This window comes from Geminocystis sp. GBBB08 (assembly GCF_016743215.1).
Lineage (GTDB): Bacteria > Cyanobacteriota > Cyanobacteriia > Cyanobacteriales > Cyanobacteriaceae > Geminocystis.
On record NZ_VRZC01000196.1, the window covers coordinates 1 to 6,281 of the forward strand.

At 29.6% G+C, this 6,281-nt stretch carries 4 protein-coding genes; 1 reads left to right on the forward strand and 3 read right to left on the reverse strand.

Going from position 1 to position 6,281, the window contains the following annotated elements:
- Positions 1-240: 240 nt before the first annotated feature.
- The 3 genes from FWJ34_RS17285 to FWJ34_RS17295 all read right to left on the reverse strand — a co-directional run bounded on the left by FWJ34_RS17285 (position 241) and on the right by FWJ34_RS17295 (position 5,432).
- Positions 241-2,922, reverse strand: a complete 2,682-nt coding sequence (locus FWJ34_RS17285) for a YfhO family protein (RefSeq protein WP_308256586.1) — start codon at positions 2,920-2,922, stop codon at positions 241-243.
- Positions 2,923-3,290: 368 nt separating this feature from the next.
- The gene (locus FWJ34_RS17290) at positions 3,291-4,262 is read right to left on the reverse strand and encodes an NmrA family NAD(P)-binding protein (RefSeq protein ID WP_308256587.1); all 972 of its coding nucleotides are present in this window, start codon (positions 4,260-4,262) and stop codon (positions 3,291-3,293) included.
- Positions 4,263-4,442: 180 nt separating this feature from the next.
- Entirely contained in the window at positions 4,443-5,432 is a 990-nt protein-coding gene (locus FWJ34_RS17295; RefSeq protein ID WP_308256588.1) for an aspartate carbamoyltransferase catalytic subunit, read from the reverse strand.
- A 153-nt stretch (positions 5,433-5,585) separates the two neighbouring features.
- Between FWJ34_RS17295 and FWJ34_RS17300 the strand changes: the two genes are divergently transcribed.
- The gene (locus FWJ34_RS17300; RefSeq protein WP_308256589.1) at positions 5,586-6,176 is read left to right on the forward strand and encodes a hypothetical protein; all 591 of its coding nucleotides are present in this window, start codon (positions 5,586-5,588) and stop codon (positions 6,174-6,176) included.
- Positions 6,177-6,281 lie beyond the last annotated feature (105 nt).

The following is a 6,281-nucleotide window of genomic DNA, read 5'->3' on the forward strand; positions in this document are numbered from 1 at the left end:
TAATCAATTTGTAATGGTGATAGTCACGACTTTAAAAATACTTAAAAGTAGCATCTTTTTTAATTTTACCTTGATTGAGCTTTACAATTCTATATTACAGTTAAAACAGAAGCCCATAGTTTAAGTTACCCACTAGACATCTCCAGAAATAAAAAACTAAATCAGTTTCAATATTGAAATCATTAAATTAATATAGTTTATTGTCATTTTCAATCTTTGAAAAATAATTATTGGAGAATTCTACTGATTTGTAACAAAAATCAGATAAATAAGGGCAAATAAAGAAGCTAAACTTATTCCGAAACCAAGATGAAAACTAAAAGGTTTAAATTCAAAGTTTACGATATGTTCTCCTTCAGGTAAAATTATTCCACGACTTAAATAATTAGTGACAAATATTTTGGTTTTTTTGTCGTCAATTTTTCCTTGCCAACCGGGGTAATAAATATCACTTAAAACGAGAAAACTAGGAGAATTAGAGTTAGTTTTTATCTCAACACTTGTAGCTGTTTGTTTAATAATTTGGGCATTACTTTTATCATCAAATTCTCCTCTATCAAAATTTACATTTTCTTCAATTAAAGCAACTTCTTTAGGATTATAAATACTTTTATCAGGCAAAACAGAGGTTTTAATAGTATTAGTTATTTCTTCTGGGGTTAGTTTAACAATTTTTGGCACTAACCAAACTCTAGGCAAAGCATTTTTATTCTCATAAACATTAGTTTCATATAAATTTTCCACATGATGCCATCTTGAAGAATTTGAAAAGGAATTTTCTATTTCATTAAAAGGATAAAACTTGTTGGTTTCTTGATTAATAAAAGTAAGTTTTTTGATATTAATGCTTCCTAGGGGTAATAAGTATTCAAACTCAATATTTTTAATCGTTTCTGTGTTATTTAAAGGGATGAAACTTAAATATAAATTGCCATCTGGAAAATTATCAAAGATATTTTTTGCCTTTTGATGTTTTACAGAATCACCTAAACTATCATAAGCATATTCGGCGGTATCTTTTCCTGCTTTTAAAGTTTTTATATGGGTTTTACCTTGAGAATCGGTAAGGGTAATTTTCAAAATATCAGCATTATTTTCTATATTAGCCGAACATGATAAATGATTGACTATAGCAATGATATTAGTTTTGATTTCTTGAGGGAGAGTATAATTGACTTTCAAGTTTTCTTTGTTGTCAACAACACACTCTTTTCCTAAATTAAGAGTCATATCATTCTCTACCCATAAAATATCTTTTTTGGTAATCAGATTTGAGTATTTTTTCCCCGTCATAAAAACATAGCGAATTGCCATTATATCAAAAGTTTGATTCTCATTTTTTGCCCAATCTGTTGTTTTAATTCCACTAGCATAATCAGCATCAAATAATTTAGCATATCGACTTAATAAAAGAGGATTATAAATACTAACGTTGGTAATTTGCCATTTTCTGGATAAATTAGGGCGTATATTTTCCATTCCTCCTAATACTCCTTCTAATGACATCATTCTTTGATTTTCTGTATTAAGAATATCTTTATATTTTTCAGCAAAAGGATAACTTTCAATTAAAGCGTATTTATAATCATAGGATTCTTTTTGCCAATACCAAAAATAACTAAAGCTAGTTAAATCTAAAACTATTAATACAATTAATATAACAGTAATAGGTTTAAAGTTAAATTTGTTTAAGACAATTAAAACTAACTGTATCATTATAATCGTGGCAATAAAAATAATGATAGGAATAATTAAAGCTGGATTTTGAAGATTAATAATTTTAGCAACATCTAAATTTTTATCAGCAATTATTTGAGGTTTAATAAAGACATTAATATAAAATAAAGCTAATAGGAATATTCCAGTAAAAACTCCAACAACTTTTAGCCATAAACTTTGAGATATTTTGTTATTTTCTATGGATTGAATTCCCAAACTGGCTAAGACACTTATACCTAAAGACATCTCTAAAAAATGACGGGCTAAACAACGAAATTTATTGAGAATAGGTAATTGATAACTTAACCATCCTAGAGGTGTTGATTTTCCGAAAGCAATTAGAAGGGATAAAATAACAATGATTAACCAAAATTTAGCTATAGTTTTTTGACGATAAGAAATAAATCCTATCATGGCTAAAATTAAACTAGAAATACCAATATAACCAGTAGTTTCCGTTAAAGTCCAACTACCAAAATAATTAATATTATATAATTGTTGATCGCCCCCACCAAAAAAATAAGGAAAAATTAGTTTAATAATTTCTGATGGTGGTAAAGTATATTGAGTAAAAAAATTAAAGGTTATTTCATCTCTAACGCTTAAGGTCGATAATTCTAAAGTTGGTATGATTTGAATAAAAGCAAGAGTTATCCCAAAAATTAAAATCTGCCCAGTTATTTGATAATATTTAATAGTTGTGATTGGGGCATTAATTCCCAAAATAACCCCATATAAAGTTATTAAAGTTAAACTATAAACTGTAATTTGTGGATGTCCGGCAAAAATATTGATAGTAATAGAAATAATGGCTATCACAATCCAAATTTTATCGATTTTATGCCTTAATTTTTCTAACGCCCAAAGGGATAATGGCAACCAAATCGCTGCCTGAATCATATTTGTGTGTTCAATATGAGAAAACAAAAAACCACTCATGCCATAAATAAATCCACCACTATAAGCCGATATTTCAGATTTAGTTAGAGTGTATATATAACCATAAGTGAAAAAACTAGCTAATATATAAGCCGAAATTATCAATAAATTCCATGCTATTCCCTCATTAGAAATGAACAATTTTAATATGTAAGATATTGGATACCAAAAGGCTACTTGAGGATCTGCTATAAGAGGATAACCTCCTTGTAAGTCTATTGTCCAAAGTGTTTTTGGTGACAGAAAATTAGGCAAATTTTGCATTAAATGATCAGTACCTACTAAAAATATTTTATTATTGCCAATGACAGGTATAAAAAAAATTAGGTAGAAAACGACATAAAAAATTAAAGCAAAAAAGTAATGTACTTTCTTATTTTTAGTTAGTATTTTTATCATTTAATGTAAACATAGGGAATAGTCAATAGCGATTAGTGGTAAAACAGAAATCAGCGCCAGTAATATCAGGTTTGATTAAATAATTATAGTAAAATTTCTCGCAAAGACCGCAAAGGTGCAAAGAAAAACGCAAAGTTTTATTGTAACTGATTATCCGAACTTGATATAATTCCTCATTCCAAATTCTAAATTCTAAATTCTAAATTCTAAATTCTAAATTCTTATTAATAGAATTATTTAAAGAAACTATTTTTCTGGCGTTTTTTAGCTTTACTTTTCTCATAATCAATTTCTTTAATTTTTTTCATAATGCGATCAAAATATTCTTGTAAATAGGCTTCTAAAGTAGTAGTATCTTTTGGATTAAGATTAAATGTTTGATATACTTCTTCCATCGATGCATCTAAAGGTTTACCACTAGCTAACACTTCCGCAAAAGCAAGGCGATCAGATGTATTGAGAGTCCACTTAAACCAAAGAGTAAAACCTCGTAAAAACCGCAATAAACTGATAGGAATACGAGAAATTTTCGCAGTTTTGCCGGATAATCGTTCACAAAGTTTAATTATATCCTCACCAGTCCAAGCACGAGTACCAACCACAGGATAACTCTGATTAGCAGTTTCGGGAATTTCAATGGCTTTAATAGCAAATTTAGCAATATCTTGGCTATTCATATAAGCAATAGGGGTATTTTCGCCACTAACCCACACTGGTTGATTATCAAGGATAGGAATACCATATTGAGCAATTAAACCTTGCATAAATCCAGCCAATTTGAGGGTAGTATAATTAACTCCCGATTCTTGTAAAAATAACTCAGTACAATATTTAATCTCCATCAATGGCACATTTTCAAAATCTTTAGCATTAAGAATCGAAAAAAAGATGTAACGTTTAATGTTAACTTCCTTTGCCGCCTGAATTAAATTAATCTTACCCTGCCAATCTACATCCTTTATTCTCAATGAATCTGTTGCCCTAGCAGTTGCCGCATCAATAATGACATCTACCCCTTCTAAAGCAGGAATCAAAGTTTTTGGCTTACAAATATCACCTTTAATTAATTCGGCACCCCATTCTTTCAAAAAACTAGCTTTAGCATTATTTCTGACTAAACACCTTACTTGATAATCTTTATCAATGCCATGACGCACTATCTGTCTGCCTAAAGTGCCTGTCGCCCCTACTACTAATATTTTCATTAATTATTAAGTTTATTTACATATTTTTAAATTTCATTAAGATTTTATCAGAAAAAGGAGAGGGTAATGAGGAATGGGGAATTTAGAATTCAAAATTTAGAATGAAGATTTTATCAGTGTATCGGTGTATCGGTGCATCGGTGCCCATTGCAAGAGTGCCCATTTCCTTCTCACGTTTAATTATTTTGAGTTGCCTATTAAATATAACAAAGCCATACGCACAGCAACTCCATTGGTAACTTGATCCGAAATTAAGCTAAACCGAGGATCGTCCATTAAATCAGAACTAATTTCAACTCCCCTATTTACAGGCCCGGGATGTAATACTTTAACATTAGGTTGACACAATTGTAAACGATCATAGGTAATGCCAAACAGTTGATGATATTCTCTTAAACTGGGTAATAGATAATCCGTCATACGTTCTTTTTGTAATCTTAAAGTCATCACAAAATCAGCATTTTCTAAAGCAGGTGGTAACTGCCAATGCAAAAATAAACGATCTTTATAAGTATGATTGATAGTCTCAGAGAATAAATAAGGTAAAAGTGTCGGAGGTGCAGCTAAATGTAATTGAGCTCCTCCGGCTAATAAACAGTTAATATTAGAACGAGCAACACGAGAATGTAAAATATCCCCAACAATAGCGATTTTTTTGCCTTTTAGTAACGAAATTTGCGGATTTTTCTCATCTAACAATGAACAAATGGTGAATAAATCAAGTAAACCTTGAGAAGGATGTTGATGTAAACCGTCACCTGCGTTTAAGATACTTACCCCTGATTTTAATTTATCCATTTCTAAGGCAATATTTAACGGCACACCTGAGTGACTATGACGAATTACCATTATATTTGTACCCATTGCTAAATAAGTTTTGGCAGTGTCTAAAATCGTCTCGCCTTTGGTTAAAGAAGAACTACTTGGGGCAAAATTGAGAATATCAGCTGAAAGTCTTTTGGCTGCCAGTTCAAAACTACTACGAGTACGGGTAGAAGGCTCAAAAAACATATTCGCTACCACTTGCCCTTGTAATGCTGGTACTTTTTTAGTACGACTTTGTAAAACATTCTTGAAACTAGAAGTTGTGGTTAAAACAGCGTTATATTCATCTATAGTAAAATCTTCTAAGGATATAATATGTTTTCTTGTCCAAGGTATAGCAGTCATTTCTGTTAAATTGATTAAGAATAAGTGCGCTTTTGTTGTTGAGTTAAGTAAACAAGACAAATTTTGTCTTCAGTATCATAACCTGAGATGATATTCTGTTTAAAGATAATTAATAATCAATCTTATTTATATTTTATTTCAAACAAACTGACGATGCAATTATTAGAATCTCATAATCAATGTCCAAATTGTTTATTAATAGAGTTACAAATTATTCCTAAAACTGATACTGACAATCAATTTGAGCTATATATTAATCTTAAATATAATCAACAAGAAGAAGAAGTTTTAGAAGGAAAAGTTAAATTTGGTTTGAGATCAAGTAAACTATCATTTAATTTAAATAATCTTATCTTTGTAGAAAAGTCATCTTTAAATTCACCATTAATTACTTTAATTGATAATGCTTTTTCTTCACAACCAATATGGGAAATTAGACACAGTCTTGACAATAAATTTTTACAAGATGAATTGACAAATATTAAATTAGGTGTCATAGAAGTTAAAGGTTATCCTTATCAATTAACGGCTCAAGTTTTAGCAAAAACAGTTGATATTTTTTTTACCGATATTGAAGGTTTATGGTTTCATGATATTAGCCCTAATAAACACGCTATTTTAGAAAGAAAACTAGCAAAATTTATCGAAAACACTCAATTTCAACCTTACCTAAGTCAAGCAATTTTTGGTTCTGAAGATTTAGATTTTACTCCTAATTTACATCATCAAACGAATCTAGGATAAGAAGAAAGTTTTAATTTGAAAAAAACTATCCAAACTATTTATCAAAACAACAAAAATAGTTTCACAGAATTAGCCGAGTATACAGGTTTAAAACCTTTAACAGAT